24 protein-coding genes are annotated in these 25,653 nt (G+C 52.0%); 23 read left to right on the forward strand and 1 reads right to left on the reverse strand.

Features of this window, described 5'->3' with window-relative positions:
* Positions 1–183: 183 nt before the first annotated feature.
* The 7 genes from CO251_RS09015 (at position 184) to CO251_RS09045 (ending at position 7,172) form a co-directional block, all read left to right on the forward strand.
* Positions 184–378, forward strand: a complete 195-nt coding sequence (locus CO251_RS09015; RefSeq protein WP_103375438.1) for a DUF4264 family protein — start codon at positions 184–186, stop codon at positions 376–378.
* On the forward strand, positions 362–790 hold the full coding sequence (locus CO251_RS09020; protein ID WP_103375439.1) for an NUDIX hydrolase: 429 nt from the start codon (positions 362–364) through the stop codon (positions 788–790). Before CO251_RS09015 ends, CO251_RS09020 begins: the two co-directional genes overlap by 17 nt.
* Positions 791–1,049: 259 nt before the next feature.
* A complete protein-coding gene (gene iscB / locus CO251_RS09025) occupies positions 1,050–2,462 on the forward strand; it encodes an RNA-guided endonuclease IscB (RefSeq protein ID WP_103375440.1) in 1,413 nt (470 codons plus the stop codon).
* Entirely contained in the window at positions 2,462–3,244 is a 783-nt protein-coding gene (locus tag CO251_RS09030) for a lipopolysaccharide assembly protein LapB (protein ID WP_103375441.1), read from the forward strand. Before iscB ends, CO251_RS09030 begins: the two co-directional genes overlap by 1 nt.
* A 31-nt stretch (positions 3,245–3,275) precedes the next feature.
* On the forward strand, positions 3,276–4,517 hold the full coding sequence (gene hflX, locus CO251_RS09035; protein WP_103375442.1) for a GTPase HflX: 1,242 nt from the start codon (positions 3,276–3,278) through the stop codon (positions 4,515–4,517).
* Between the two features lie 90 nt (positions 4,518–4,607).
* Positions 4,608–5,996, forward strand: a complete 1,389-nt coding sequence (gene miaB / locus CO251_RS09040) for a tRNA (N6-isopentenyl adenosine(37)-C2)-methylthiotransferase MiaB (protein WP_103375443.1) — start codon at positions 4,608–4,610, stop codon at positions 5,994–5,996.
* A gap of 30 nt (positions 5,997–6,026) precedes the next feature.
* Complete coding sequence (locus CO251_RS09045; protein ID WP_103375444.1) at positions 6,027–7,172, forward strand: universal stress protein; 1,146 nt, start codon at positions 6,027–6,029, stop codon at positions 7,170–7,172.
* A gap of 57 nt (positions 7,173–7,229) precedes the next feature.
* Here CO251_RS09045 and CO251_RS09050 read toward each other — a convergent pair whose 3' ends face one another.
* The gene (locus CO251_RS09050; protein WP_173677090.1) at positions 7,230–8,426 is read right to left on the reverse strand and encodes a glycosyl hydrolase family 18 protein; all 1,197 of its coding nucleotides are present in this window, start codon (positions 8,424–8,426) and stop codon (positions 7,230–7,232) included.
* Positions 8,427–8,538: 112 nt separating this feature from the next.
* On the opposite strand from CO251_RS09050, the gene CO251_RS09055 reads away from it, so the two are divergent.
* The 16 genes from CO251_RS09055 (at position 8,539) to CO251_RS09130 (ending at position 25,632) form a co-directional block, all read left to right on the forward strand.
* A complete protein-coding gene (locus CO251_RS09055; protein ID WP_103375445.1) occupies positions 8,539–9,021 on the forward strand; it encodes a hypothetical protein in 483 nt (160 codons plus the stop codon).
* A gap of 123 nt (positions 9,022–9,144) precedes the next feature.
* A complete protein-coding gene (gene rpsB / locus CO251_RS09060; RefSeq protein WP_103375446.1) occupies positions 9,145–9,861 on the forward strand; it encodes a 30S ribosomal protein S2 in 717 nt (238 codons plus the stop codon).
* 66 nt (positions 9,862–9,927) lie between these two features.
* Entirely contained in the window at positions 9,928–10,539 is a 612-nt protein-coding gene (tsf, locus tag CO251_RS09065; RefSeq protein WP_103375447.1) for a translation elongation factor Ts, read from the forward strand.
* Between the two features lie 62 nt (positions 10,540–10,601).
* Positions 10,602–11,333, forward strand: coding sequence for a UMP kinase (gene pyrH / locus CO251_RS09070; protein WP_103375448.1), 732 nt, complete (start codon positions 10,602–10,604; stop codon positions 11,331–11,333).
* Entirely contained in the window at positions 11,326–11,883 is a 558-nt protein-coding gene (gene frr / locus CO251_RS09075; protein ID WP_103375449.1) for a ribosome recycling factor, read from the forward strand. The genes pyrH and frr overlap by 8 nt, the downstream gene beginning before the upstream one ends.
* 38 nt (positions 11,884–11,921) lie before the next feature.
* Complete coding sequence (locus tag CO251_RS09080; RefSeq protein WP_103375450.1) at positions 11,922–12,680, forward strand: isoprenyl transferase; 759 nt, start codon at positions 11,922–11,924, stop codon at positions 12,678–12,680.
* A 12-nt stretch (positions 12,681–12,692) separates the two neighbouring features.
* The gene (locus CO251_RS09085; RefSeq protein WP_103375451.1) at positions 12,693–13,475 is read left to right on the forward strand and encodes a phosphatidate cytidylyltransferase; all 783 of its coding nucleotides are present in this window, start codon (positions 12,693–12,695) and stop codon (positions 13,473–13,475) included.
* Between the two features lie 19 nt (positions 13,476–13,494).
* Positions 13,495–14,529, forward strand: coding sequence for a sporulation integral membrane protein YtvI (ytvI, locus tag CO251_RS09090; RefSeq protein WP_158246255.1), 1,035 nt, complete (start codon positions 13,495–13,497; stop codon positions 14,527–14,529).
* A gap of 27 nt (positions 14,530–14,556) precedes the next feature.
* Positions 14,557–15,714, forward strand: coding sequence for a 1-deoxy-D-xylulose-5-phosphate reductoisomerase (dxr, locus tag CO251_RS09095; RefSeq protein ID WP_103375453.1), 1,158 nt, complete (start codon positions 14,557–14,559; stop codon positions 15,712–15,714).
* 12 nt (positions 15,715–15,726) lie between these two features.
* Positions 15,727–16,749, forward strand: coding sequence for an RIP metalloprotease RseP (rseP, locus tag CO251_RS09100; protein ID WP_103375454.1), 1,023 nt, complete (start codon positions 15,727–15,729; stop codon positions 16,747–16,749).
* A 66-nt stretch (positions 16,750–16,815) separates the two neighbouring features.
* Positions 16,816–17,919 (forward strand): flavodoxin-dependent (E)-4-hydroxy-3-methylbut-2-enyl-diphosphate synthase, encoded by a 1,104-nt coding sequence (gene ispG / locus CO251_RS09105; RefSeq protein ID WP_255398127.1) that lies wholly within the window; start codon positions 16,816–16,818, stop codon positions 17,917–17,919.
* Positions 17,879–19,309 (forward strand): proline--tRNA ligase, encoded by a 1,431-nt coding sequence (gene proS / locus CO251_RS09110; protein ID WP_369825244.1) that lies wholly within the window; start codon positions 17,879–17,881, stop codon positions 19,307–19,309. The genes ispG and proS overlap by 41 nt, the downstream gene beginning before the upstream one ends.
* A gap of 34 nt (positions 19,310–19,343) precedes the next feature.
* Positions 19,344–19,985: a glycosyltransferase gene (locus CO251_RS09115; protein ID WP_103375457.1), complete on the forward strand. Its 642-nt coding sequence runs from the start codon at positions 19,344–19,346 to the stop codon at positions 19,983–19,985.
* Positions 19,986–20,082: 97 nt separating this feature from the next.
* Positions 20,083–20,337, forward strand: coding sequence for a hypothetical protein (locus CO251_RS09120; RefSeq protein WP_103375458.1), 255 nt, complete (start codon positions 20,083–20,085; stop codon positions 20,335–20,337).
* A complete protein-coding gene (locus CO251_RS09125; RefSeq protein WP_103375459.1) occupies positions 20,334–24,479 on the forward strand; it encodes a PolC-type DNA polymerase III in 4,146 nt (1,381 codons plus the stop codon). Before CO251_RS09120 ends, CO251_RS09125 begins: the two co-directional genes overlap by 4 nt.
* Positions 24,466–25,632: an MFS transporter gene (locus CO251_RS09130; protein ID WP_103375460.1), complete on the forward strand. Its 1,167-nt coding sequence runs from the start codon at positions 24,466–24,468 to the stop codon at positions 25,630–25,632. The genes CO251_RS09125 and CO251_RS09130 overlap by 14 nt, the downstream gene beginning before the upstream one ends.
* The last annotated feature ends 21 nt before the right edge of the window (positions 25,633–25,653 follow it).

A 25,653-nucleotide genomic window follows, 5' to 3' on the forward strand; every position in this document is an offset into this window, starting at 1 on the left:
CCTCCCTTGTGGATTATTGATGACGTCATTAGTATGCCGAAAACACTCTTCGGGCATGTTAGGATGATCATGACACAACAAGCCACATTTCCCGGGCATAAGTTCCGATCCTTCTTTAATGTGTGGCGAACCTGCTATAATAATTTAAACAACGGCAAGAGACTGTAAGTGGAGGCGTCACGGATGAAGGTATCAGCAGACCATGAAAAACTTGTCGCGCTGGGGCAACGGCGGTTTAATGGGTTTACCCCATATCAAGTGGTTACATTTCTCAATCAAGTGTTAAAGGAGCGCGGTGTTATCTTCGGCCTGCGGCAGCTAGGGGAGGACAACGAGCTGACTATCTACGATATTACTGATAATGCCGGCCAGCCCTAAAATTGGAGTAGCCGCCGCCATTTTAAATCACCAGGGCGAACTCCTCATCGTGCAGCGTGGCCATCCGCCCGAACAAGGATTATGGGCCTTGCCTGGAGGCCGTGTGGAGTGGGGCGAATCGCTTGCCGGAGCCTTGTGTCGTGAGATTTCGGAAGAAGTGCATTTGCATATTGCTCCGGGACCGTTGTTGCATGTAGCAGAAATTGTGACGCCAACGGTCCATTTTATTGTGTTGGATTACGCGGCCACGGTGATTGGCCAGGAGAGTCTCCGCCCAGACTCAGATGCGCTGTCGGCGTGTTGGATTTCTCCCCAAGACATCGGTTCACGAGATTGGGCTGCAGGGATGAACCAGTTCTTTGCCTCAAAGGCCGTACGAGATTATTTATGTCTGTCAACTACCCCGCCCTGAAGGGCGGAGCTTGTGAGAGCAGGCTGGGTTGACCAGGGGCACGGTAACGTGCAGACCTTTGCAACAGGTCGGTAAGACCCACTCCGGGATGCTTCCTCAGTCCCGGACACTGGAAGGCAGGAATCATGCGGGCGAAAGGCAAAGCGCCGAAGGTTCCCGCCGCTACGGAAACGTAGGAGCCGGTTGCAAACAACCCCGAGGGGAGACCGCCGAAAGGCGGCGTCACAAGCGCCCGTAAGGGCTTTGTAGGAGGCAGGTAATGGCCGTTTTGGTATTGGATAAAAGAAAGAAACCACTCATGCCGTGCTCGGAGAAACGGGCGCGGCTGCTGTTGGAGCGTGGGCGGGCGCGGGTGCATCGCATGGTGCCTTTCACTATCCGGCTCGTGGACCGCTTGCAGGAAAATTCCACCTTGCAACCGGTACGTCTCAAGCTGGACCCCGGCAGCAAGACGACCGGCATGGCCCTCGTGCGGGAGACGGAGATGGTAGATGCAGAAACCGGCGAAATTTCCCGCAAGGCTGCGCTGCTGATGCTGCTGGAGTTGCAGCATCGAGGCCATGCTATCCGCGACGCCCTCACCCAGCGCCGAGCCTTTCGGCGGCGACGGCGCGGGAATCTGCGCTATCGTCCGACTCGCTTTGACAATCGCTCCAAGCCCGAAGGCTGGCTGGCTCCGTCCCTGCAGCACCGGGTCGATACGACGATGGCATGGGTGCGGAGACTGCTGCGCTGGTCGCCGGTCACGACGCTGTCGCAAGAATTGGTGCGGTTTGACACGCAGGCCTTGCAGAACCCTGAGATCAATGGGGCCGAGTACCTGCGCGGCGAGCTTTTCGGCTACGAAGTGCGCGAGTACCTGCTGGAGAAGTGGGGCCGCAAGTGCGCCTACTGCGACGCAGAGCATGTGCCCCTGACCATCGACCATATTCACCCCAGAAGCGCGGGCGGTTCCGATCGGGTATCGAATCTCACCCTGGGCTGCTTTCCCTGTAACCAGCGCAAGAGTAACCGGGACGTGGCCGAGTTCCTGGCGCACGATCCCCAGCGTCTGGCCCGCATCGGGGCCCAACGCAAGGCGCCTCTCAAGGATGCCGCTGCCGTCAACAGCACCCGCTGGGCACTCTGGCGGCAACTGGTGGCTACCGGCCTCGATGTCGAGGTCGGCACCGGCGGCAGGACGAAGTACAACCGCCACCGCTTGCAGGTGCCAAAGGCGCACTGCCTCGACGCTGCTTGCGTGGGGCACGTCGATGTTCTTGAAAGTTGGCAGCAACCCGTCTTGGCCATCAAGGCCACGGGGCGCGGTAGCTACCAGCGCACGCGCCTGAACCGGTACGGCTTTCCTCGCGGCTATCTTACCCGCAGCAAAAGCGCCTTTGGTTTCCAGACCGGCGATCTGGTCAAGGCGGTGGTCACCAAGGGTAAGAAAGTCGGCACCTACATGGGCCGCGTTGCGATCCGTGCCCGCGGCAGTTTCAACATCCAGGGCGGAAACGGGTTGATACAAGGCATCCATCACCGATTCTGCGCGTTGCTCCAGAGGGCAGACGGGTATGGATATTTCTGGACCAAGATAGCATTGGACAAAGGAGAGGCGGGAATGGGGCGGTCTTCGACCGCCGCGCTATCCCTGCCCGGCGTGAACGCCGGGGTTTCCCGCGCAACCTGATGAATTTAAAATGGGCCATGGCTGCGGCGGCATTACTCATGATACTCTCCGGGTGTGGCTCGAATAACTACTTAGTGCCTCCAGGAGCTCACGCGAATAATGGTCAGATTGCGGCTGACCAGCAAGCGGTTGAAGAGCGGTACCAGGCCTTGCAGTTTAACTTGCAGCGGGCGGTAGCCACCGAAGAAAGTGCGTTGGTGAAAGACCCGACTTGGGCAGCCGGGTATAGTCGTCTGGGGCAGCTTTTCTGGGATGCGGATCAACCTCATGCTGCACTGAAAGAAGCGCAGCGAGCATGTGCTTTGGCCCCCAAGAGCCAGACCTATTGGAATAATTTAGGGGAAATGGCCGTGAGTATGCAGCAGTGGTCATTGGCACGCCATGCCTATCACCATACTTTGCACTTAGACCCCGCTAATTGGCAAGCCATGGTGGGACTAGGGCAAATTGCTGTGGCTTTGCATCAATGGAATAATGCCCGGGTTCTTGCTGACAAGGCATTAGCGGTAGCGGGACCACAAGGTCCCATTTACGTGTTATTTGGTGAAGTCGCTCAAAATGCCAATGACTGGACGACAGCGGCGACGTATTATCGCAATGCGATTGCTGCGAATCCCGCCTGGTGGGAAGGTTATTATGACATGGCGATTGTCGACGTGCATTGGGGTGAAATCGCTCAAGCCGAAAGTAATATTCGCCAAGCATTGCACGACAATCCCGACAGTGCGGCACCGTGGATCTTACTGCAGTCTTTGCCTCAGACCAGTTCCACCCGCCCATAATCACCCAAGCGGGTGAAGGAGGAAAAAGTTTATGGTGCGCGCTGAACGTGTGATTTTGGTGGGGACGGCTGATAAAGGGGAAAGTGCTAGACGCCGTGGATTGCAAGAGCTGGATGAATTAGCATTGTTAGTGGAACAAGCAGGCGGCGAGGTTGTTGACCGATATTTGCAGGCGCGAGACAATCCCGAGGTAGGGCTGGGGCCGGGAGCATTGCAGGAAGTCGCGCAAAGAGCCTTAGAATTAGACAGTGGGGTCGTCGTCTCTAATGACGATTTGGCGCCTTCGCGTCTGCATCAATGGGCGCGTGTCTTGGGACCAGGTACGCGGATTATTGATAGAACCCAGGTCATTCTTGACATTTTTGCGCAAAGAGCATTCTCCCGGGAAGGCCGAGTCCAGGTGGAATTAGCTCAATTGCAATATTTATTACCCCGTTTGCGTCACTCCGGGACAGCGCCTTCTCGGGCGGGGGCGGGAATTGGAACGCGTGGTCCCGGTGAAACTCATCTCGAGATGGATCGCCGCAAAATTCGTTCGCGTATTAAAGCGTTGGAAGAGGCAATCGAGACGCTTCAAAAGGAACGCGCCGCTCGGCGTAGACGTCGGCAGCATCACCGGGTTCCTCTGATTACCTTGGTCGGCTACACCAACGTGGGGAAATCGACTTTGTTCGAACGATTAACGCGCCGGGCTCAATTAGCTCAAGATGCGCTATTCGTAACGTTAGATCCTAGTGTGCACAGAATTCTTATTCCAGGGGTTGGACCCACTTTGCTGACCGATACCGTTGGGTTCGTTGAACGGTTGCCGCATACGCTAGTGGCAGCATTTCGCGCCACATTAGACGAAGTGGTGGAAGCCGATGTGCTCTTAGAGGTGCTGGACGCATCCAAGCCGACGCTTGACCAGCAACAAGAAGCGGTGGAAGAGGTTTTAAACGATATTGGGGCTAGTCACATCAAACGTATTAAAGTCTATAACCAATGGGATAAATTGCCGGCTGATACGATAAAGCCGCAAGATGGAATAGCTGTATCAGCGCGGTATGACCAGGGTTTCGCTGGCTTATATACAGCGATTAGTCACGCCTTAGAGGAATTTTTCATCGACCAGTGGCTCTTTGTGCCTTGGAATGATGCCGTCGTATGGAAACGCATATATCAAGAAGCGACCATCATTGCGCGGCATGATACGGAAGATGGATCCCGCATGCTGATTCGTGCGCCGCGTGCGGTTTTGCCAGGGCTCATCCATCTTTCGGATGACCTCTAAGGAACTTGCTTTTTACTCCAGGTCTTCATGTTGACATGATATATTGGAACAATAGTGTTTGTCACATATTGTGAGGAAGGGGTAGGAACTATGGCGTCCCCCAAGTTTTATATTCGAACCTACGGGTGTCAAATGAATGAACGAGACTCGCAAATTATGGCGGGGCAATTACAGCAGATGGGCTATGAGCGAGCCGACAAAGAAACGTCGGCTGATCTCATCATTGTCAATACATGTGCTGTTCGAGGGAGCGCAGAGGAGCACGCTTTCGGTTATATTGGGCAGTTAAAGCAGTTGAAGGACGAGAAGCCGCAGATGCGCCTTGCAGTGGCGGGGTGCATGTCTCAAGAACCGGGAACGGTCGCTTGGCTCAAAAAGCATGCGTCCCATGTGGATTTGGTCTTTGGTACGCATAACTTGCATGAGCTGCCCAAATTATTGGACGAAGTGGAGCAGCACGATGAAATGGTGGTCGACGTTTGGAAAAGTGCGGGTGAGGTTGTTGAACACTTGCCGTCGCAGCGTGCTGAAGGTGTGCAGGCCTTTGTCAATATCATTTACGGATGTGACAAGTTTTGCACGTATTGCATTGTGCCGTTCACACGTGGAAAAGAACGTTCGCGTGAAGTCGCTGCTATTGTGGAAGAAGTGCAGTCGTTGGCCCGAGAAGGGTACCAGGATATTACGGTGCTGGGCCAAAATGTCAACTCTTATGGCCATGACTTAAATCCCGCGGTAGATTTAGGCGACTTATTACAGGAACTGGAAAAGATTGATGGTGTGCGGTGGTTGCGGTACACCACGTCACACCCGCGTGACTTTAGTTCGCGCTTGATTGAAGTGATTGCGGCGAGTGAAAAGATTACTCACCATGTTCATTTGCCTGTGCAGGCCGGTTCGAATGCCATCTTGAAACGTATGAATAGGAAGTACACCCGTGAGCACTATTTGGATCTAATTGATCAAGTTAAGCGGGCGATTCCTGATGTCACGCTGACCACCGATATTATTGTTGGCTTTCCTGGCGAAACCGAAGAAGATTTTGAACAAACCTTGGACCTTGTTCGCACGGTGCGATATGATGCGGCCTTTACGTTTTTGTATTCGCCTCGGGAGGGAACGCCAGCTGCACGGTGGGAAGGGCGCGATCCTGTCCCCAATCCTGTAAAAAAGGAGCGCTTAAACCGATTGATGGAGCTTCAGTATCAAATTAGCTGGGAGGCTAATCAACGGTTGATCGGACGCACGGAGTTGGTGTTAATCGAGGGGCTAAGTAAAAAGAATCCGAACGTGTGGGCGGGGCGGACGCAATCTAATAAGGTGGTATTAGTTGCCCGAGATCCCGCCGAGGACTTAATTGACCGTTTCGTGCCCGTAAAAATCACGGAGGCCAAAACGTTCTATTTAGCGGGTCAAGTAGCGGGAAAGCCCGTTTCTGATGTATCGCCTAGGCGCCGGGTTGAACTGCCGCTCGTATAACACGTTGCGGGACGAAAGAGGGGAACTTTCGTGGCATCGACTTACAAACGCAGGACACCCGAGGAGATCCTTGAAGATATTCGGCGCATGAGTCGTGGTCGGCATCGGGTCTATTTGGGTGCGGCACCGGGAGTGGGAAAAACCTTTACCATGTTGGGAGATGCCCATATCGCCCTGGACCAGGGCATTGACGTGGTTATTGGGATTATCGACACACACGGCCGCGAAGAAACGCAGGAGCTCACCCAGGGCATCGAAGCGGTTCCCCTTGCTAAGGGGACCTATAAGGGGCTTGAGGTCGGGGAATTAGATGTAGCCGCGGTGATGGCGCGAGGACCTGATGTCGTCTTGGTGGATGAGTTGGCTCATACCAATGCCGATAATTGCAAAAATCGCAAACGCTACCAAGATGTTGAAGACTTATTAGCAGCTGGTATTAATGTCTGGTCGACATTAAATATTCAGCACTTGGAGTCGCTTAATGATACCGTTCGGCAGATCACAGGCATTCGCGTCCGCGAGACCGTCCCCGATTACATTGTTCGCGAAGCAAATGAAATCCGTCTCGTGGATTTAACACCGGAGGCGCTCATTGAACGGCTAAAACGTGGAAAAGTTTATCAAGGACGCCGGATTGACCAAGCGTTGCAAAACTTTTTCCGGACGGGAAATTTGACGGCACTGCGTGAATTGGCTTTACGGGCGGTCGCCGATGACACCGATGACCGTCTAGAAACGTATATGAATCGGCACGCTATTGAGGGACCCTGGCCTACCCATGATCGCATCATGGTGGCGGTGACGCCCTCTCCGAACGGTGCGCGTTTGCTGCGCCGTGGCTACCGCATCGCGCAGCGATTGAAGGGAGAATTTTATGTGGTCATCGTGCGTCCTGCGGACGGCAGTCAGTTTCCCACAAAGGACGAACAGGCATTGGCGTCGCATATTAACTTGGCCAAGCAGTTAGGAGCGCAAGTCTTTGAGTTGCGAGACAATAACGTTCCTCGGGCGATTGTCAATTTTGCACGGGAACACCATGTGACAGAAATTGTCATGGGAGAATCGTTGCGGACACGGTGGCAAGAGCTCTTTAAGGGGTCGGTCATCAACGAAGTTTTGCGACAAACGAGCAATATTGATATTCTCGTGGTAGGACACGAACGTGATCATGACTAGAAGGGCTGATCACGTTCGTGTCTTATGATATTACCGATATTACTGAGTCGATGTCCATCATGTGATCTGGCGGTGTTGCGGTGATACAGGTGCCATGGCGCTGGCTTTCTTTCCAGAGGATGACGTTTTAGGTTTAGGAGCCGCCTTTAGAGCCTTGGCTACACGGTTCCACCATTGGGCATCTTCGTATCCGACGCGCCAGAATCCGACTCCCCCTAGGTGATCCTTTTCCGCGAGCTTAATCCGGTCCACTGCGCCTCGGTCATTGACGAACCATAAGGTGTACTTCACGCCATTTTGCGTATAGTTATCATACGCTTCTTTATCCGTGGGATCCCACGTATAGGTACCATATTTGTGTTGGTACATGATTTTCAATGGAATGGTGGTAGCTTTCGTAGATCCCGCTTTCCACAAATAGCCGTAATCGGCAATGCCCAGATATAATTTCGACGGTTTGATGCCTGTTTTCAGTGCTAAGTCAATACTCTTCTTGACCCATGGATAGGGACTCACCGGACCTGGGGCGGTGCCATTACTATGCAAATCGTACGCCATTAAGACCATGCTGTTAACGTCGGCCGACAAGGCTTTAAGATCATATGCCCCCGATTGCCCAGTTCCTGCGGTCAGCGGGACGACGGACATGGAAATAGAAACATTTTTGGGCATTTTTGCATGCAACTCGTTCATAAAATCGACGAGAAGCGGGCGGTCAGCGGCTTTGAGTTTCTGAAAATCAATTTGTACGCCAGGGTAGTGATTGTCCGTGACAATCTTGACAATTTGATCCACGGCCTGTGTTCGCAATGCGGCGGTTGAGAGCATGCCATCAGTACCCATATAGTTGTTAAACAAGGGCATCAGCGGCAAATGGGCTTGTTTTGCTAATGTCGCGGCATTCCCTTCAGGTTTGGCAATGACTGTTCCTTGCGACGTGACTTCGTACCAAAATGGGGAAAGATACGTCACCAATGATGGATGGGCTTTAACAAACGTGAAGGGATTAGGACTGACATGGGCCATGGTTTGATCATAAAAGGCAATGACTTTGAGTTCTCCAGGACCGGTCGTAGCCCCGCCCGTTGCCGCCTTTTTCACGGTTGTCGCTGCTTTATTGGCGGATTTTCGTGTGGCTTGCGTGGCTTTTTTTACGGGTGCCGGCTTTTGGGGTTCGGCAGACAGACCGCATCCTCCAATGAGAATGCTTGCGGACCCTAAAGTGGTGAACAGTTTAATAGTGCGCTTGTTCATGCTGTGCCTCCTTTGGCTGTGGAACACATAGTCCGACGGGACAAATTGCAGTTCTATTATGAGTCGCATCGTTAAGGGCCATACTGGAAGTGTTAGGGAAGGTTGGAGGCAAATGGGGTGGAGCGTGAAAAAGTTTTGGCTAGGTGTTCTAGCAGGGGCCATGGTGACTTTGGGGACAGAGGTCAGCTGGCTTGTCACGGGCGGGGTGCACATTACCTTGCCAGTATCTATTGTGTCGCAAGCGCTGACACAGAGCCTCCAAGGAATCCAAAGGTCGCAGTGGAAGGCGATGGGGAATACAGTGGAACAACATATGCGTCCGGAATTAGTGCGTTCTGTTAATAAAATCGTCGGAACGGTCCATATTCAGGTCGATGGCCTTAACGTGGGCATTAATCCACGTAACGAACAGCGCTTGCGCGAACGGTTGCTTTCCGAAATGAGCCAGGCCGTGACCGCCTATCTCACTCAAGGTGGTGGGCACGTCGCGCTCGCTATCGATCTCGAGAAGGTATTTTTGTCCCATCCGCAAGAAATTTTCCTGACTGAACGGGTGGGACCGTTGACGGTACCGGTCTTCGTGACGATTCCCTAACCTTGTCGTAATTCGCTAATTGTGCTATAATTCGCTAGGATTTTTTACCACACACGCTGTTCTTTTCCCTGGTGTTGATCAAAAGCGATAGGAGCAGCGGAGGATAAAACCAGGAGGTATATGATGGCTGTCATTTCGATGAAGCAACTGCTAGAAGCGGGCGTGCACTTCGGTCACCAAACCCGGCGTTGGAACCCCAAAATGAAACCCTACATTTTTACAGAACGAAACGGGATTTACATCATTGATTTGCAAAAGACTGTTCGCAAAGTGGATGATGCCTATAATTTCGTTCGCCAAATCGGCGCAAGCGGCGGCCGTATGCTGTTCATTGGGACAAAAAAGCAAGCCCAAGAAGCTGTCGCGGAAGAGGCTCAACGTTCTGGAGATTATTATGTCAATCAACGATGGCTTGGTGGGATGTTAACCAATTTTGACACCATTAAAAAACGCGTCAAACGGTTGGCAGAATTGAAGGAACAAGAAGCCTCGGGCCAGTGGGACCGTCTGCCGAAGAAAGAAGTCAGTATGTTAACCCGGCAGAAAGAGAAGCTTGAAAAATATTTGGGTGGCATTGAAGGGATGACGCAACTGCCGGCAGCGGTTTTTGTTGTGGATCCTCGCAAAGAACACATTGCGGTCACGGAAGCGCGCAAACTGGGCATTCCTATTGTCGGCATTGTGGACACCAACTGTGATCCCGACGAAATTGATTACATCATTCCCGGTAATGACGACGCCATTCGAGCTGTAAGATTGTTGACGGCCAAAATGGCTGATGCGCTGATTGAGGGTCGTCAAGGTGGAGTTGCTGAAGAAGAAGTTGCTGAAGCCCAGTAAGCATGCCTAATATGATGGGACCAGAGGGCGACCGTAAGGTCGCTCTCATTACGAGGAGGATACTCTGTGATACCCGCAAGTGATGTTAAGAAACTCCGCGAACAAACCGGCGCCGGCATGATGGAGTGCAAAAAGGCTCTGGAGCAAGCGGACGGAGATTTTGCCCGCGCCGTCGATATTTTACGCGAGCGGGGCCTGGCTCAGGCGGCCAAGAAGGCCGGCCGCGATGCTAACGAGGGATTGATTGAGAGCTATATTCACCTCCAAGGTCGCATAGGGGTGTTGCTCGAAATCAATTGTGAAACAGATTTCGTGGCCAATACTCCTGACTTTCACAACTTGGCGCATGACATTGCGATGCATATTGCAGCCGCTAATCCGCGTGTTGTGAGCCGTGATCAGGTATCAGCTCAAGACATTGAACATGAGCGGCAAGTGTTAATGGCGCAAGCGCAGAATGAGGGTAAACCCGCCGCCATTGTCGAGAAAATGGTCGAGGGGCGACTAGAAAAATTTTATAAAGAGATTTGTCTCTTAGATCAGCCGTATGTGAAGAATCCCGATGTAACGATTGACCAATTATTGAAAGAGCATATTGCCCGGTTGGGAGAACATATTGTGGTTCGCCGGTTTGCTCGGTTTGAGCGCGGTGAAGAACTCCCAGGAGTACCAGTTTAAATGCTTTGAAGGAGGGGGCGGGAGCGTCCCCTCCTATCTTGGCGTTATATGGAGGAAATACAATGGCTGATCAGCCCAAATATCACCGTATTGTACTTAAGCTGTCTGGGGAAGCCTTGGCGGGTGCTGCTGGATATGGAATTGATCCGATTGTTGTCGATAGTATTGCCCGACAAATCAAGGACGTGTTAAGTTTAGGTGTGCAGATTGCGGTTGTTGTCGGGGGAGGCAATATTTGGCGAGGTCTCTCGGGTTCCTCTAAAGGCATGGACCGCGCAACGGCTGATTATATGGGCATGTTGGCTACCGTTATTAATGCGCTGGCGTTAATGGACGCATTGGAAAAACACGGTGTTCCCGTTCGGGTACAGACCGCCATCGAGATGAAAGAGGTTGCTGAGCCCTATATTCGGCGTCGGGCGATTAATCACCTCGACAAAAATCGTGTGGTGATATTTGCTGCAGGCAACGGAAATCCGTATTTTTCTACGGATACAACGGCGGCTCTGCGCGCGGCGGAAATTGAAGCCGATGTGATGTTGAAGGCAACTAAAGAGTCTGGGGTATACGATGCTGATCCGCGCACGAATCCGGAAGCTAAGAAACTAGATGAAATTGGTTACCTAGATATTTTGAAAGAAAACTTACGGGTGATGGACGCGACGGCTACCTCTTTATGTATGGACAACGACATTCCGATTGTGGTGTTTAACATGAATCAATTTGGTAACATCCGCAAAGTCGTGTTAGGTGAACCGATTGGGACGTTTGTGAGGAGCGAACATCGTGGTTAAAGACATTCTGTCCGACGCAGAAAGCAAAATGACAAAAACGGTGGAATCCTTTGAGAGAGATTTATCGTCGATGCGTGCTGGGCGTGCGCATCCGGGTCTGCTTGAAAAGATTCCGGTGGATTACTATGGGGCGATGACCCCCATTCAGCACCTGGCCGCTATTTCTGTCCCGGAATCGCGCATGCTGGTTGTGCAACCTTTTGACCCGAGTGTGATGTCGGCCATTGAAAAAGCTATCATTAAGGCAGACATTGGGGTGTCGGTGAGATCAGATGGTCCCATGCTGCGGGTAAGCGTGCCGGCCTTGACCGAAGAACGGCGCAAGGACTTAGTGAAACAATTACGTCGTCTTTTGGAAGAGGAAAAGGTGGCCATTCGTAATATTCGACGGGACGCACTGGAAAGTCTCAAGGCCGAGCAAAAAGACCACACTATTACGGAAGACGACGAACGCCGTGGTCAGACCGAGGTTCAAAAACTTACGGATCGCTTTATTAAGGAGTTGGATGTGTTAGCGGAGCATCGCGAAAAGGATATTTTAACTCCTTAACGAAGCTCGGGCGATACGTCGATCTGTTGGGAGGTTGGATGGAAACTGAGGCTCGTCACGATGCGTTAGTAAATCGCCAAAAACTCATCGAATCCGGAAATGTGCCGCGCCATATCGCTATCATTATGGATGGTAATGGGCGTTGGGCACGACAAAAAGGCTTGACTCGGGCAGAGGGCCATCGGCAAGGGGTCAAAGCGCTGAAGCCTATTGTGAAGGAATGTGCAGCCATAGGTGTTGATGTTCTTACGGTCTATGCTTTTTCGACCGAAAATTGGTCGAGGCCGCAAAACGAAATTGACGCCCTGATGGCTCTTCTTGTGGAGTTCTTGCGTTCGGAAACGGAGGAACTTAAAGCTGAAGGTGTTTGTATCCGCACCATCGGCAACATTTCAGGATTGCCTGAGCTCGCCCAGCGGGCGATTCAAACGGCTATGGAAGCCACGGCTCAACAAACACGGATGGTGTTGAATCTGGCCCTTAATTACGGTGGACGGGATGAAATTGTTCGTGCTATTAACCGTTGGATTCAGGACAACCGTTCGCTGACAGACAACGTTCTTCTCACCGCACCGGCTATGGCGTCGTATTTGGATACAGCTGGCCTTCCCGATCCCGATTTGTTAATTCGTTCCAGTGGTGAAATGCGCATTTCTAATTTTCTTTTATGGCAACTCGCGTATGCCGAGATATACGTGACAGAGACGTTGTGGCCTGATTTTGACCCGGCGGAGCTTCACAAGGCTATACATGCCTACCAACAACGGGTGCGCCGTTTCGGCGGCCTTCGGGAATAAGGAGTTACGCGCGTGCTGGGACTGCGAATACTCACAGCAACTTTTGGCATTCCCGTAGTGGTTCTCCTCATCTATTTAGGTGGATGGGTGTTAACAGGTGGAGTTGCCATTTTGGCTGCGATTGGTGTTGTTGAAATTGCTCGCATGTTCCGCTCCCGTGGAATTGTTTTTTATCCATGGTTAACGGTGGTATGGGTGTGGAGCATTATGGCGGCGGTGGGATTAGGGCGAGGGCTGGTACCAGTTCTTGTCTTAGGCGCGGCTGTCGTGGCCATTGTGTCATTACTAAGCTCGCCGCAGGAAAGCTTTCAAGGGGCCGTCACCACGACATGGGTGGCGGTTTATTTGGGTTTATTTTTTTCCTATTTGCCGATGATTCGTCATTTGGTACACGGACAAGTCTTTGCATATGTGTTTTTTGCGGTGATTTGGGCGACAGACACCACGGCGTTTTTTGTTGGACGACAATGGGGACGGCATAAATTAATGCCGCGCGTAAGTCCAGGGAAGACGTGGGAAGGCACGGTGGCCGGGGCCGTGAGCGGAGTCGTTGTGGCCGGAGGGGCTTTTTGGTTTTTGCATCTTGTTGTATGGCACGCCCTCTTATTTGGCTTTACGGTGAGCATTGTCGGGCAAATTGGAGATCTTTTAGAATCAGCGATTAAACGTTATACAGGGGTTAAAGACTCCGGAAGTCTTCTGCCTGGACATGGTGGTGTCCTTGACCGATTCGATTCTTCTTTATTGGCTTTACCAATTGCTTATTATTTGTTGATAGGCTTGGGCATACATTAGCTGCATGGAGGCCATGCTGATGGGCAGCTATGTGCGTATGCTTCTAATTTGGATAGGCTTGTTATTTAGCGTCTATGCATTCTGGAAATGGTACAGTCCGATTTTCATGCCATTTTTAGGGGCTTTTGTTTTATCTGTATGGCTTGAGCCACTGGTACATCGGATGGAGCGATGGGGGTTGTCTCGGGCCATGGCCGCGTTTGTGACGTTGGGTGCGGCCATGGTGGCTCTTTTATCCATTGTGGTGTTGTTGGTGAGTGTCATGGTGACTGAGTTGGCGCAGGTGGTGAAAACATTGCCGGCATTGACTCTGCCTGTGGAACGCATCGCCAGCCGCGTACTATTCGGTTGGAATCAATTGCGGCAGGTTCTCGGATTAAATCCTGGGGAATGGCACAGCCAATTAGGTTCGGTCATGAGGCTCCTCGAATCAATCTTAAGGACCTTGGGGAATTTTCTCGTGCATCTGCCGGACAGCATGTTAATGTTAATGGTAGCGTTAATTGCGGCGTTTTTCATGATGCGTGATAAGGAACACATATTGCAGGTGGCCGTTAAGTGGGTGCCTCCGCCTATTAGGCCCTACGTCCATCATGTGCATGACGACATTTTGGCCGGTGCTTTAGGGTTTTTGAAGGCGCAAGGGACCTTGATCGCGTTGACGACCTTCGGGACAATGGCGGGTCTCATCTTTTTTGGGTTTAAGTATGCCGTGCTGATTGGGGTTCTCGCAGGACTGTTGGATTTTGTCCCCTACATGGGGCCGACGACATTGTTGGCTCCATGGGCGGTCGTAGCATTTCTGTCGGGGGCGATGATGGATGGCGTTAAGGTTTTAACGGTTATGCTGGGGGTGGCCTTGTTGCGGCAATTTACGGAGCCGCGGCTTGTCGGACAAAACATGGGCCTGCATCCCTTAGTGGCCTTGGCAGCCTTATATTTTGGGGTGCGTTTGTTTGGTCCGGCAGGGTTTATTCTCGGCCCCATTTCTGCCGTGGTCATCAAGGTTTTAGCAGAAGTGCTGGTTGCCCCTCCGGGTGACATTGGCGTATAAGGGCGCAATAAGGAAGGCGAGGACATTATGACGCAGATCATCATTCTCGGGGCTACAGGCTCTGTCGGCGAGACGGCATATCGCGTTATTCAGGCGCAACCCGACCGAATCGCTGTAGACGGGTTAGTGGCACACCGACAAGCGGAAAAGTTGTGGGAGATGGGACAACGTCTCCATGCTAATTGGATTGGACTGACGGACCGCGAACAGGCGGCGGAGCTTCGCCACCAGCACCAGGGACAATCAGGCCCTCGCATTATCAGCGGCATGGATGACATTTTAGAAGCCATCGCGATTTCGCCAGCGACCAAAGTGATTGGGGCTATGAGTGGATTTTCAGGTCTCATGCCGACGTTAACCGCGCTTGAGAATGGCAAGGACATTTTATTGGCCAACAAGGAAACGCTGGTGGCTGCCGGAGATTTAGTTCAGCGGGTTGCCTTGCAACGGGGCCGTAAAATTCTTCCCGTTGATAGTGAACACTCGGCGATATTTCAGTGTCTCGCACTGAATCAGCCATTCAAGCGTATTTTGCTGACATGTTCTGGTGGGCCGTTTCGGGGACGTACCAAAGAAGAATTAAAGACCGTTACGGTGGAGGACGCATTGCGCCATCCCAATTGGTCGATGGGAGCGAAAATTACCATTGATTCCGCGACGTTAATGAATAAAGGACTCGAGATCATCGAGGCGCACCACTTGTTTGGGGTACCCTATGAACAAGTTGAAGTGCTTATTCACCCGCAGAGCATTGTGCATTCGCTCGTGGAATTTGTTGATGGGGCGACCATGGCGCAACTGGGGTGGCCGGATATGGCTGTTCCCGTCCAAGTTGCTCTGAGTTGGCCCGACCGGTGGCCGTTGGCTGGACCAGCTTTGGATTTGACGCAGCAGCCGTTGACATTCGATAAGCCAGACACGGACACGTTTGAAGCATTGGACTTGGCACGGCAGGCGGGAATAGCAGGGGGATTGATGCCGACGGTTCTCAATGCTGCTAATGAGGTCGCCGTCGGGTTGTTTCTTAGTCGGTCAATCCGATTTCTTTCCATCGTTGAGATTATCAAGGACGTGTTGGGAGCGTTTACGGACAACACATCTGTGGTGGCACTCGAGCAAATTCTCGAAGCCGACAGGTGGGCACGGAGGCAAGCAGAAGACATGGCGATGCGTTATCGCCTTTAAGGGGGACAGCCGATGACGACGGTAATCGCCATTATTTTGGTGTTTGGCGTGCTGGTAACGGTTCACGAGCTTGGCCATTTTCTGGTTGCCAAAGCCTTTGGCATGCGGGTCGAAGAATTTGCGGTGGGCTTTGGTCCAGCCTTATATAAAAGGCGGGTGGGCGAGACAGTCTATGCCTTACGAATTATTCCGCTCGGCGGGTATAATCGTTTAGCCGGTATGGAAGGGAATAAGACGGCTGATCCTCGTGAATACCCCAATCGTCCGCTTTGGCAAAGATTCTTGGTGGTGCTGGCGGGGCCGATAATGAATCTCATTTTAGCCGCTATCTTGTATGCTGTCTGTTTTGGACCGGTTGGTATTCCGACCCCCACGACAACCGTCCAGCAGGCCATTCCCCATTATCCTGCCTATGAAGCCGGCATTCGTCCGGGAGATCGGATTATCCAAATCGACCGAACGCGTATCACCAATTGGGAAACGTTAGCGCATGCGATTGTTAATCACAAAAACCATCCGATGAACGTGACGGTGGAGCGTGATCACACGCGGCGCACATTCAAACTGCAGACGCGGTATGACAAGAAATTGAAAGAGTATATTATCGGGATTCAACCCGCCTTTGTCACGGTCCATCAAAATTTTGCCGCGGCCACGATGTCTGGTGTCAGGCAGACAGTGGATTTGTCCGGGCAATGGTTTGGGGCTCTGTACCGGTTGGTGACTGGGCATGGACCCTTTGACCTCACAGGCCCTGTTGGGATTGCAGAACTTGTTGGGCAAGCTGCCCATACGGGTCTTGTGGATGTGTTGTTACTGTCCGCGGCACTGTCTGCAAACCTGGGACTGTTTAACATTTTGCCCATTCCGGTCCTGGATGGTAGCCGATTATTTCTCATTATTGTTGAGGCGATTCGTGGGAAACCCATGGATCCTGACCACGAAAACATGATTCATTTTGTGGGCTTTATTATCCTGATGGCGTTGGTGTTGTTTGTGACCTTTCGTGAGGTCGAACATTTATTCCATGCTTGATATGCAAGGGCATGATAAGATAAGAGTATCGTCGACCGACAAAAAAGGGGGGTGTGCCCGAACATCATTCGGGCCCATATGAGTAAAGCGGTAAGAGTGCGTGATGTGGTGATTGGTGGAGGCGCTCCGGTCGTTGTCCAAGGGATGACCAAGACGGATACTCGCGACGTAAAAAACACGTTGGAAGAAATCGCTCGCTATGTGGACGTAGGCTGCGAGATTGTACGGGTGGCTGTTCCAGACCACGAGGCGGCGCAAGCCGTTGGGGAAATTGTCAAGCGCTCTCCAATTCCTGTTGTTGCTGACATCCATTTTGACTACCGGTTGGCCTTAGAAGTCATTCGGCAAGGAATCGACAAATTACGGCTTAACCCGGGCAATATTGGCGCACGGGAACGGGTGGAAGAAGTCGTTAAGGCTGCGAAAGAGCGACAAATTCCCATTCGCATTGGGGTGAACTCAGGATCGATTGAGAAGGGGCTGTTGCAAGATTATGGGCGCACAGCAGAAACCCTAGTGAAGTCGGCAGAGCATCACATCCAAATTCTTAACGACTTAGATTACGATAATATTGTGGTGTCCTTGAAAGCTTCAGATGTTCCGACGATGGTCGCCGCGTATCGCTTAATGGCACAGCGTCATGACTATCCTCTCCATTTGGGCGTCACGGAAGCGGGAACCTTGTTTCAAGGCACGATAAAGTCGGCTATCGGCATTGGCTCTTTATTGGCCGATGGCATTGGCGATACGATTCGAGTGTCTTTGACCGGGCCGGGCGAAGAAGAAATTCGGGTGGCATGGGAAATTCTAAAAAGTTTAAAGCTGCGGGAACGTGGCGCCAATATTGTCGCCTGTCCGACCTGTGGTCGGTTACAGTTTGATATGTGGCCGGTGACTAATGAGTTAGAACGGCGGCTCGCCGTTATTAAAGAACCCGTGACCGTGGCAGTGATGGGCTGTGCGGTAAACGGGCCAGGCGAGGCTCGCGAGGCCGATGTCGGATTAGCGGGCGGTAAAAATATGGGGCTGATTTTCCGGCATGGACAAATTGTCCGGCGTGTTGACCAAGAGGACATGGTCGAAGAATTATGGAAAGAAATTTTGGATGCAGCCGAGGAGGTTCGCGTGGGTGGAAAAAGTTCTCAAGGAGATCACCCCGAAGTCAAGTGATTTCTCACAATGGTACGTTGATGTTATTCGTAAGGCGGATATGGTGGATTATGCGCCGATGAAGGGCTTTATGGTCATGAAGCCCTATAGCTATCGCATCTGGGAATTTATCCAAGAACAGATGGATCGGCGCTTCAAAGCCACGGGTCATCAAAACGCCTATTTTCCTCTTTTAATTCCGGAGCATTTGCTAGCACAAGAAGAAGAACATATAGAAGGATTTTCAGCGGAAGTCGCATGGGTGACCATGGGCGGTAACGAGCAATTGGCCGAACGTTTAGCGATTCGCCCCACCTCGGAAACGATTATCGGCGCGATGTATGCGCAATGGATCCACTCCTACCGGGATCTCCCGGTACTAATCAATCAATGGGCCAACGTGCTGCGGTGGGAGAAAGCGACGCGACCGTTTTTACGCACGACCGAATTTCTGTGGCAAGAAGGGCATACGGTACACCGCACAGCGGATGAGGCATTGGCGGAGACGCTTCAGCAGTTGGAAATTTACCGTGAAGTTATTGAAGAATATTTAGCCGTGCCTGTCATTGCGGGCGTTAAGAGTGCTGGGGAACGTTTTGCGGGCGCTGTCGATACATACACCTTAGAGGCCTTAATGGGTGATGGACGCGCGTTGCAATCTGCGACCTCTCATTTTCTAGGGCAGCATTTCTCAAAGGCGTTTCAGATTCAGTATCTCGATGAAGATGGGGAATTGAAGTACGGCTGGACTTCATCATGGGGAAGCTCTACACGTTTAATTGGTGCCGTGATTATGGTGCACGGAGACGACAAGGGGCTAAGGTTGCCACCCAAAATTGCGCCGATTCAAGTGGTGATTGTCCCGATTGGGAAAGGGGCTGAACGCGAAGCCGTTGTCGCGCACGCTAAAGCATTGGAAGCACAATTGGCCAATGCGTTTCGGGTCAAGCTAGACGACCGGGATGAATTTACCCCGGGATACAAATTTAATGATTGGGAAATGCGCGGGGTGCCTTTGCGGGTGGAGCTGGGGCCTAAAGACCTAGCGAAACAACAAGTTGTCCTGGCTCGCCGCGATACGGGAGAAAAGCTGAGCGTATCAGAATCTCAATTGGTGGAGACCGTGCAACACCTTTTAGATGCTATCCAATCTGAGTTGTTTCGGCAGGCATTGGAATTTCGTGAGTCGCATACGATGTCTGTTGAAAGTTACCAAGAAATGGCACAAAATGGATATCGAGGCTTTTTCCGTGGAGACTGGTGTGGAAGCGAGACATGCGCGGACCATTTGAAGGCGGAAACGGGCATGACGATTCGGTGCCTGCCATTTAACGAAGAGCCGGTAACGGGTCACTGCATTGTGTGCGGTCAGACTAGTCGTTATCGCGCGCTGTTTGCCCGAGCCTATTAAGCGAAGTTTTTGCAAACGAGGGTGTGGGGGTAGGATGCCGAAGGAACGCGTGGCCGCGATCGTGCCGGCATATAACGAAGAAGCGAATATAGCGGGAGTCCTCCGGGTGTTATGCATGGTTCCGGAAATCGATCAAGTCATTGTGGTCAATGACGGCTCCTGTGACCGCACCGCAGCCGTGGCGGCAAGTTTTCCATCGGTGCTTGTTATAGACCAAGCCGAGAATCAGGGTAAGGGCGCTGCACTGAAGGCGGGAGCTGAAGCGGCTGATGCGGATATTCTCTTGTTTCTTGATGCAGATTTGATTGGATTAACCGTTGGCCATGTCCAGCAACTGTTAAAGCCCGTGATCGATCAAGAAATTGATGCCACAGTGGGCATTTTTGATGGAGGACGCACGAGTACTGATTGGGCGCAAGCTTTGGCCCCCTTTTTGTCCGGTCAGCGGGCCATTCGCCGCACGCTGTTGACGGGCGTCGACCATATCAATGAGTCACGTTATGGTGTAGAGTTGCAATTGCATAGGCAATTAAAACGGATGGGTAAAGCACCTAAGGAAGTCATCTTAAAGGATGTGTCTCAGGTGATGAAAGAAGAAAAGTTAGGCTTGGCCAAGGGCTTTGCGGCTCGGATGCGCATGTATTGGGAAATTATTCGCGAAATTCCCAGAATGTAGGGCATTATTGGCTCGCGGGCCAGACAAGGGCAGGGCGTGGCGCTGGTTGCTGCACCGTAGCTCTCCTTAAGGGTTTATATAACGAAAGGATGGAAACATGGCGGTACGGTTAGGGGATAGACAACAGCAACCGCCGGTGTTTTGGTTGCTGAAAGACCAAGAACGGTCTTGGACCCGTCGAATGACGCTATTTACCATACGTCTGCTCTATGACGCAAGGCGTGGCGTTATTTCTTCGATGTTTTTGCCCCAACGCCGATTTGGTTTGACAGCGTCTTTGATGGAGAAGGGGGGAAGCAACGCTCCTCCCCACCGTGACGGTCGGGGTCTGGGCGCAGCGACTCAGCGATGACTGCTCAACTTCAGAACTGGTTACAGCAGGCGGGATACAATGGTCTGACTCACTTTGAACTGCTTTGGGTCGAGGTTAGGCCCACTAAGGTGCGCATCGTCCTCGTCCGTAAAGCCTCACAAGACGAGGACATTTTGCGTCAGCTGGCGGCAGTACTACAGAGGGAGTGGGGCCGTGAGGTGGAATGGCTGGAGTATCCATGGGCGCACGATCCCTATGAGCGGTTGCAGCAAATTTTTGCTTTAAGCAACTCCGAAGTGCGGCAGCTCGTGGTCCGTGACGGTGTGACACTGACAGATCAAGGATTAGTGGTCACATTTCCCAATGCCATTGCGGAAAGTCTGTTTGCGAAATGGGGCGGGGTGGAACGAGTACGGCGGTTTTGGCCCGAGATGCCTGCGTGGCATCAATCGGTGCGACAAGCTGAAGCTCCCGTGCCTGATCCTGTGGTTGCGGTCGAGCTGCCGCAGAGCCGAAGTGAGGACCGTGCGGCGATTGTAGGACGGGGAATCCCTGAAGGAGAGGCTGTTGCTCTGGGGGAGTTGCCGCCAGCGGGCGAGGTGGTCGTCTTTGGACAGATTGTCAGTTCCGAAATGCGACTAAGCCGGGATAACCTCCGGCATTGGAGCGCTGTCATTACCGATTTGCAGCATGCGTTGCGGATACGGTTGTCGGAGCGACGGGGACAACCATTTCCGGCAGTGGAAACATGGACTCCAGGGCAATATCTTAAGGTCAAGGGCAGTTTAGAGGAGGACAAGTATTCTAAAGAGACGGTATTACGCATTCGAGATGGTGGACGTGTCGATGGGCCGCCGCCTCCCCATGATGCGTCGGAAGCCAAACGCGTGGAACTTCATATACACACCAAAATGAGCGCGGGGGATGGCTTAGTGGCGTTGCCTGAGCTGTTTCAACTGGCTAAGAACCTAGGTCATACGCATGTCGGCGTTGTTGACCATGGTGTGGTGCAGACGTATCCGGAGCTGGAAACGTTAAGCCAAAAATTTGGCATTCAAGCGATTTACGGCGTCGAAGTCAATATGGTTGACGATGTGATGACCGCTCTGACAGGCCCAGGCACTGTGTCAGCGGAGCAACCTATTGTGGTGTTGGACGTGGAAACCACGGGACTATCGCCCCGAGAGCACGAAGTGATTGAAATTGGTGCCGTGAAGATTGTTGGTGGCGCTATCGTTGACCAGTTTCATCGCATGGTCAAACCCATGCGAAGCATATCTCAGGCCACGCAGGAAATTACGGGCATTCGCCCTGAAGAGGTGCTCGATGCTCCTAGTTTTGAGGAAGTGTTTCGAGACTTCTTTGCCTTTGCTTCCGGGTCGGTTTTGGCCGCACATAATGCGCGATTTGATATCGGGTACATTTCGCAGGCGTTTGCGCGTCTTTTTCCTACGGATCCATGGGACTTTTGCGTGATTGATACGTTGACGCTAGCGCGCATTCGATTACCGGGGTTAAAGGCTTACGGCTTAGGCCCATTAACCAATGCGTTGAAAATTCCACTGTCTCAGCACCATCGGGCGTTGGCCGATGCCGAGGCGACAGGTCTTTTGCTATTAAAGTTGTTACAAAATGAGGATGGCACATTGCGTGCTTTAGAAACGTTGCGCGATCTTGTGCCTCAGCCCTATACAATTGGGCGGCCGACTCCCGTTACGCTGTTATTGCGTTCTCAAGAGGGAGTCGAGGCGCTCTACCGCCTCATTAGTCAGTCGCACTTGGAGACATTTCACCGGGTCCCTAGAGTGTTTCGGTCGGCCCTGGAGGCCGGGCGCTCTCATTGGCTTTTGGGTTCGCCTATCCATGGGGGAGAGCTTCAAGAAGCGTTATTTCGAGGGGCCTCGCCACAAGAAATCCAATCCATTTGTCAGTTTTACGATTATTGGGAAGTAGCGCCTCATTCCGCTTTGCGACAGATGGCGCGGGACGAAAATCTTGGCGGTGACGAGGCGGTCACACAATGGATTTCCGAGTTAGTCCAGCTCGGGATAGCACACAAAAAACCCACGCCGGCTGTGTCGGATGTCCATTATTTGTATCCTTACCAAAAGGCATTTCGGGATATTTTAGCGACCACGGCCAAGGGTGAATTGCATAATCATGACGATCAGCTGCACTTTCGGACAACGACTGACATGATGGAAGAGATGGCGTGGTTAGGGCCTGAGTTGGCTCAGAAAGTGGTGATTGATGATACTCAGGCGATTGCGGCCCAGTGCCCTGTCATTAAGCCCGTGCCAGATGGACTGTTCTCGCCTAAATTAGAGGAAGCCGAACGTGTTGTTCGCGAAGAGCCTATTGCGCGGGCGAAGAGCCTTTATGGCGATACGTTGCCTGACATTGTTCAGGCGCGCCTGGATAAAGAAATTCGGTCAATTGTGGACAACGGTTTTTCGAGTATTTATTATATCGCTCACCGGTTGGTCAAAAAGTCTTTGGATGACGGCTACTTGGTAGGTTCGCGAGGTTCAGTGGGGTCATCATTGGTGGCGACCTTCCTCGATATCACCGAGGTCAACCCCTTGCCGCCGCATTATCGGTGTCCGCAATGCCGCTATACCGAGTTTATTACGGATGGCTCCTTTGGATCGGGATATGATTTGCCAACCAAATTGTGTCCGCAGTGTCAGCATCCGTTAGTGGGAGATGGCCAAGATATTCCGTTTGAAACGTTTCTCGGGTTCAAAGGCGACAAAGTGCCTGATATTGATTTAAATTTTTCAGGGGACTATCAACCGGAAATTCACAAATATACTGAGGTTCTGTTTGGAGAGGGCCATGTGTTTCGTGCCGGCACCATTGCGACCATTGCCCAAAAAACCGCCATTGGACTTGTGCTGGCATGGGCTCGGGAAAATGGACGGGAGGTCTCTGGAGCTGAGTTGGAATGGTTGGCCTCTGGTATTACAGGCGTAAAACGTACGACGGGACAACATCCCGGAGGCTTAATGGTGGTGCCTCGTGACGAGGATATTCATCATTTTTGTCCGGTGCAACATCCCGCAGATCTAAAGACCTCTGACATCATTACGACTCACTTTGATTATCATTCAATTGAAGGGCGTTTGTTGAAGCTTGACTTGCTAGGACACGATGATCCGACAGCTATTCGTATGTTGGAAGATCTGACGGGCATATCAGCCAAGGCCGTTCCTTTTCAAGACGAAGCCACCATGAGTCTGTTTCGGGGAGTGCAGGCACTTGGGGTCAAACCAGATGATATTGGCACACCGGTGGGAAGTTTAGGGATCCCCGAATTCGGGACAAGTTTTGTTCGACGTATGCTGGTTGACACCAAACCTCAGACGTTTGCCGAACTCGTACGCATATCAGGCTTATCCCATGGTACGGAGGTGTGGGCGAATAATGCGCAAGATATCATTCGCCAGAATTTAGCGGGTTTGTCGGATGTTATCGCAACGCGTGATGACATTATGCTGTACCTCATCAGTCGGGGAATGGAACCGCAAGTAGCGTTTGGCATCTCGGAATCGGTACGTAAAGGAAAAGGGCTTAAGCCTGAGCAAGAACAAGCCATGAGAGAACACCAGGTTCCAGCTTGGTACTTAGAGTCGTGTCGTAAAATTAGTTATCTGTTTCCCAAAGCGCACGCGGCTGCTTATGTCATGATGGGGTGGCGCATTGCGTGGTTTAAAGTGCACCATCCGCTGGCGTTTTATGCCACCTATTTTTCGGTACGGGCATCAGACTTCGATCCGGATCCGGTGTTAGCGGGGGTTAAAGGAATTAATAAGGCGTTGGCAGAGATCGAAGAAAAGGGCAATCAAGCAACAGCGAAGGAGAAAGGACTGATTACCGTGTTGGAGATTGCCCGAGAAATGCTAGCGAGGCGATTTCAGTTTTATCCTGTTAGTTTGGAAAAGTCCCATGCCTCTCGATTTGTCATTGAGGACAATGGGTTGCGAATTCCCTTTGCTGCCCTGCCGGGATTAGGAGTTCAAGCGGCAGAGAACATCATTCAAGCGCGGGCCCAAGGACCATTCCTCTCCGTGGACGACCTCCGTCAACGGGCCCATGTGTCTAAGTCAGTCATTGACTTACTTCGGGCCCAAGGAGCTTTGAAGAATCTCGGGGAGACTAATCAGCTTGCTTTCTTCTAGCAACGAACAAACCTCGCTGTGGCCGTTATTGCTGGCCACTCTCGTGGTTCAAAGTGCCTTTGGTACAATTCTTCCGTTGTTGCCGCTTTTTGTCAAAGCCCGCGGGTTGCCATTAAGCTGGCTGGGTATTATGGCCGCTTTATATGCTCTGGTAGCTTTTGTGGGTCAATTGTTCTTTGGCCGACTGTCTGATATTTGGGGACGCAGGCGATTTATGCTTTTGGGAACGGCCTTAAGTACGCTTGGCACCCTCTTGTTTTTGATTCACACGGCGCCTATTTACTTTCTCGGATTTCGCGCCTTGCAAGGGCTGGGTGTCGCGGCCTTTCTCCCAGCTGCTAATGCTCTGGTGGCCGACCGCGTGCCGAGCCACCGGAGAGGACGGGCTTTTGCTTTATTGTCGTCATTTTATATGGCCGGCTTTGCTGTGGGGCCGATGATCGGCGGTCTGGCGAGTGCGGTGGGAGGTCTTAGCCTGCCCTTTGAAGTCGGGGTGGTATTAGGTGTGATCGCCATCATCGCCGTGCTGTTTGGGATACGCGAGTCTAGTCCTATGCCACGCTCGGTGCAAAAAGAGGCCAAACCACATCCCATACCGTGGAATACTCTCGGGCGCTGGCTGGTCTTGAATTTTGGATGGATGGGGCTGGGAGGCATGTACGATGCCACGTGGAGCATCTATATGGACCAGCTTGGGGCTTCTCACATTGTCATTGGCTTGTCGTGGACGTTGTTTGCGCTACCGTACTTACTTTTTAATTTCTTGGCGGGACGATTGGCGGATAAGGCTGCGTGGCGTTCACGGCTCATCTATGGTGGGGCGCTTCTTAATGGAATCATCGTGCTATTGTATGTCGCGTCCGATTCTCCGAGTGTGTCCATTGCCTTGTCAGTGCTTGAAGCTGTTTCTATGAGTCTTATCACACCATCGCTTAATGCGGATGTCATGAGTCATTCCCAAACGGCTACGCGGGGTCAAATTCAAGGGCTATTTCAGTCCGCTGGCACTTTAGGATCTTTTTTTATGGCACTTGCGAGCGGGTATCTTTTACCTTATGGTCCCAAATGGGCGCTTTTAGCGGGTGCTTGTGTGCTTTTTCTGAGCGTAAGTACGTCATGGGTATGGGGAAATGGGGCGACAATGTCCTCGTAACGAGGCATTCCCACGGTTGTT

This window comes from Sulfobacillus sp. hq2, assembly GCF_002903155.1.
Taxonomy (GTDB): Bacteria; Bacillota; Sulfobacillia; order Sulfobacillales; family Sulfobacillaceae; genus Sulfobacillus; species Sulfobacillus thermotolerans.

Excerpts from the sequence above, each read along its gene's own strand:
- CO251_RS09015 (WP_103375438.1), top strand. The coding sequence starts at position 184 with ATGAAGGTATCAGCAGACCATGAAAAACTTGTCGCGCTGGGGCAACGG.
- CO251_RS09020 (WP_103375439.1), top strand. The coding sequence starts at position 362 with ATGCCGGCCAGCCCTAAAATTGGAGTAGCCGCCGCCATTTTAAATCAC.
- iscB (WP_103375440.1), top strand. The coding sequence starts at position 1,050 with ATGGCCGTTTTGGTATTGGATAAAAGAAAGAAACCACTCATGCCGTGC.
- CO251_RS09030 (WP_103375441.1), top strand. The coding sequence starts at position 2,462 with ATGAATTTAAAATGGGCCATGGCTGCGGCGGCATTACTCATGATACTC.
- hflX (WP_103375442.1), top strand. The coding sequence starts at position 3,276 with ATGGTGCGCGCTGAACGTGTGATTTTGGTGGGGACGGCTGATAAAGGG.
- miaB (WP_103375443.1), top strand. The coding sequence starts at position 4,608 with ATGGCGTCCCCCAAGTTTTATATTCGAACCTACGGGTGTCAAATGAAT.
- CO251_RS09050 (WP_173677090.1), bottom strand. The coding sequence starts at position 8,426 with ATGAACAAGCGCACTATTAAACTGTTCACCACTTTAGGGTCCGCAAGC.
- CO251_RS09055 (WP_103375445.1), top strand. The coding sequence starts at position 8,539 with ATGGGGTGGAGCGTGAAAAAGTTTTGGCTAGGTGTTCTAGCAGGGGCC.
- rpsB (WP_103375446.1), top strand. The coding sequence starts at position 9,145 with ATGGCTGTCATTTCGATGAAGCAACTGCTAGAAGCGGGCGTGCACTTC.
- pyrH (WP_103375448.1), top strand. The coding sequence starts at position 10,602 with ATGGCTGATCAGCCCAAATATCACCGTATTGTACTTAAGCTGTCTGGG.
- CO251_RS09080 (WP_103375450.1), top strand. The coding sequence starts at position 11,922 with ATGGAAACTGAGGCTCGTCACGATGCGTTAGTAAATCGCCAAAAACTC.
- ytvI (WP_158246255.1), top strand. The coding sequence starts at position 13,495 with ATGGGCAGCTATGTGCGTATGCTTCTAATTTGGATAGGCTTGTTATTT.
- dxr (WP_103375453.1), top strand. The coding sequence starts at position 14,557 with ATGACGCAGATCATCATTCTCGGGGCTACAGGCTCTGTCGGCGAGACG.
- rseP (WP_103375454.1), top strand. The coding sequence starts at position 15,727 with ATGACGACGGTAATCGCCATTATTTTGGTGTTTGGCGTGCTGGTAACG.
- CO251_RS09115 (WP_103375457.1), top strand. The coding sequence starts at position 19,344 with ATGCCGAAGGAACGCGTGGCCGCGATCGTGCCGGCATATAACGAAGAA.
- CO251_RS09120 (WP_103375458.1), top strand. The coding sequence starts at position 20,083 with ATGGCGGTACGGTTAGGGGATAGACAACAGCAACCGCCGGTGTTTTGG.
- CO251_RS09125 (WP_103375459.1), top strand. The coding sequence starts at position 20,334 with ATGACTGCTCAACTTCAGAACTGGTTACAGCAGGCGGGATACAATGGT.